The organism is Candidatus Sordicultor fermentans (genome assembly GCF_012728195.1).
Classification (GTDB): domain Bacteria; phylum Atribacterota; class Atribacteria; order Atribacterales; family Caldatribacteriaceae; genus Sordicultor; species Sordicultor fermentans.
This window is the reverse complement of the sequence record NZ_JAAYFP010000011.1, coordinates 1-3270: the sequence shown is the minus strand read 5'-3', so window position 1 is coordinate 3270 and position 3270 is coordinate 1. Positions and strand designations below refer to the sequence as shown.

4 protein-coding genes are annotated in these 3270 nt (G+C 40.9%); all 4 read left to right on the top strand.

What is annotated here, in order from left to right:
* The coding region (locus GXZ17_RS00450; RefSeq protein WP_409375323.1) for a hypothetical protein at positions 1-189 on the top strand (189 nt) is incomplete at its 5' end.
* A gap of 203 nt (positions 190-392) precedes the next feature.
* The gene (locus GXZ17_RS00445; protein ID WP_409375322.1) at positions 393-1148 is read left to right on the top strand and encodes a sugar isomerase domain-containing protein; all 756 of its coding nucleotides are present in this window, start codon (positions 393-395) and stop codon (positions 1146-1148) included.
* A gap of 86 nt (positions 1149-1234) precedes the next feature.
* Positions 1235-2563: an ABC transporter substrate-binding protein gene (locus GXZ17_RS00440; RefSeq protein ID WP_409375321.1), complete on the top strand. Its 1329-nt coding sequence runs from the start codon at positions 1235-1237 to the stop codon at positions 2561-2563.
* 61 nt (positions 2564-2624) lie between these two features.
* On the top strand, positions 2625-3270 hold a 646-nt coding region (locus GXZ17_RS00435), incomplete at its 3' end, for a carbohydrate ABC transporter permease (protein ID WP_409375320.1).

Here is a 3270-nt window from a genome sequence, read left to right as displayed (position 1 = left end):
TCAACTACTCTCTCTTTCACCTCGCAGATAAGCATGAACTGGTTTCCTACCTCTATTCTGATGGATGACGAACACCTCATTTTGTTCCTTAATCCCCTTTTTCAGACGTTTCCTCCTACGCTTCAGGTGGAGAAGTTCTCTTTTCTTTCACGCCACAGGCTGTTCTATCATCCTTTCATTTACAACTAATCTGAGTGATATTTTCCCGAAAAATTTTAAGGGTGACTATTATCACAGAATAACTAACAGGGCCTCTCGCGCTTTGTTGACAGTGCGAGGAGAGTTTTGATACAATGTGAACTAGGATTTTAAAAAGCTAAACTGTTAGTGGAGATTGGGAGGTGGTTTTCACTTACCGTATTCAATTTTCAATTTAAAAGGAGGTTTGGTCAGTGGTAAAAGGAAAAAGCTATCTTGATATTACGATTGAGTTTCTTCAGAAAATTGAGGAAGAACAAGCCCAAAATTTTGAGAAAGCGGGGCAGGTTATTGGCGATGGCTTAATGAAAGACGGGCTACTGCATGTAATTGCCACCGGCGGTCACACTGTTATTCCGGCCTATGAAATGTTCTATCGGGCAGGCGGCTTGGTCCCGGTAAACTATATTATTCCGATTGGAGCTCTATATGGTGCTAGTGGGGCCACGCATGGTATGCGGATAGAACGATGCCCAGATTATATGAACCGAGTGGTCGATTACTATGGAGTAAAAGCCGGAGATGTAGCGATAATATTCAATAATATCGGCGTGAACTCTGCAACTATTGATGCTATTTTGGAATGTAAAAAGAAAGAAGCTTATACTATTGGAGTAGGAGGAAGTCCCTGGCAAAAAGAAATTCCTGAGGACCATTACACCCGTCACCCCAGTCGTCAGAACATGATGGATTTGGTTGATCTATTTATAGATGATTATAATCCAGTTGGAGATTCGGTAATGGAAATCGATGGTTTTGACCGGCCATTTGCTCCTATCTCGGGTATGACTGATGGATACATTGTTCGTCGCATAGAAATTGAGACTATCAAATATATGGTGAGCAAAGGAGTAGCTCCCAAAGTTTGGATGAGTGCTAACCGGGTTGGCGGTGATGAGGCCAACGCCAAGTATGTAGAGGAGTATTTCTACCGAATTAAGAACCTGTAAATATGGGTTTTATCCGAGAGAAAAATCTCTGAAAAATTTTTCTCTCGGAATCAACAACTTATTTTATATATGAGGAGGGTAATTTAATGAAAAAAGAGATTTTAGTTTTGACAATCTTTACCGTGATTGTTTTTTTGGTAAGTTTAACTTATGCACAAGAAGAGCCTTTGGAAATTGTTTTCTGGCACCACGAAGCTCCAGCCCATAGGGTGGCGGCATTTCAAAAAGTAATGGATCTCTTTATGGAAGAAAATCCTAATATAAAGCTGAGACAAGAAGTAGTAATGTGGGGCGATGCTTGGGTTAAAAGTTTAGCCGCTGTTGAAGCTGACACCCTTCCCGACTTTCAATTTTCTCTACCCGATTTTACTACAACCATGTTTAAGACCGGCTCTCTGGTACCATTAACCGATTTAGTTGAAGAAATTGATGAAAAGTACCAGATATTTCCCAATCAGAAGAATATGTATTTCTATAACGACGAATATTGGGGGCTTCCCATTATGACTATGGTCATGCTTTTTACTTATCGGCCAAGTTTTCTCGAGGAATATGTTGGCACTACTGAACCACCACAGACCTGGGACGAAGTGATAGATTATGCGAAGAAAATCACTGAAGGTTCTGGGGAAGAAGTATACGGAATGGGAATCGGCGGAGCACGAAATCTTATGGTTGATGAGCAGGCCTATGTCATTATGGCTAGCGTTGGAGCTCATTTCTTTGATGAAAATGGGAATATCATCTTTGATAGCCCTGAAACCGTTGAAGCGTTGAAACTTTACAATGAGCTTTTCAAATTTGCTCCTCCAGGGGCTGAAGCCTGGTCATGGGGGGAAATTGAGTTGAACATTGCTGCTGGGATTACTGCCATGTCACCTTATTTTCCATCGGTACAGAAGAGATTTCACGAGGAGTTCGATAGTGATGATTACGATGCTGCTCATGTACCTCTTTATAAAGATCGCACTCAACGAGGAACGCTTACTTATCCCAATGATGTTCATTTGTATAAAAGTACACTTGATAGACCTGGTCATAAAGAGGCAGTCTATGATTTCTTCCGTTTTATGATGAAGCCAGAAATCAACGCTATTCTTACCTCTGGTCAGGAGCCAGGAGCTTTCTTTCCTACTAGTGTGGCAGCTTCTCAATCCGAGGAATACTGGGATGATCCGATCGTAAAGCGGTTTGAAAACCTCCATAAAATTGCCATGGAAGCTATGAATGATTATGCTACACTTTTTGGATTTGAATATGGTAAATGGGTTAATCTTGGTATCGGTGATATCACTGGCGCTAATGTTTTATCTGATACTATAAATAAAGTGGTAAGCGGACAAATGACCCCCGAGGAGGCAGCAGCTTATGGTGCGGAACAAATGGCTAAGTATTCCTCACCAGTTGGTCAGTGACCTCAATAAGAATGAGCCAGAGCTCTTGCTCTGGCTCATTCTTATCTTATGGGTGGTTTGAGTGTTCAAAATTCGAAAGAATGAAATTCAGCAATATTTATTCTCGCTTCCGCTTGTTATTCTCGTCCTAGTTGTTTTTGCCTATCCCTGCGTTAGTAATTTAATATACTCTTTTTATGATGTTTCTTTTGGAGGAGCGGAATCTAAATTTGTTGGTTTTAAGAATTTTACCTATCTTCTTGGAAGTAGCTTCTTTTGGGAGGCCGTAGGTAGGAGTCTATACTGGACACTGGGAAATCTTGTTATCCAGCTCATAATACCCCTTTTTTTGGCAATTCTTTTGAATGCAAAAGTGAAAGGAATTCATTTAGCTCGATCTTTAATTATGCTTCCCTGGATTGTTCCTTCTGTAGCAGTAGCAGTCTGCATGAGATGGATGCTACTTCCCCGGATCGGAATTATCAACGTTTTCCTTGCCTCAATTGGCTTGATGGGTAAAGAGATTCACTTTCTGGGAAATAGTACTACAGCAATGCCTACACTAATTGTTCTCAATTCCTGGAAATTCTTGCCTTTTGGTACTTTGATGATTTTAGCAGCCCTTCAAGCCATCCCGGTAAGTGTTTTTGAGGCAGCAGAAGTTGATGGGGCTACTGGCATCCAAAAGTTTCGATTTATTACTCTTCCACTTCTTACCTCAATGATCT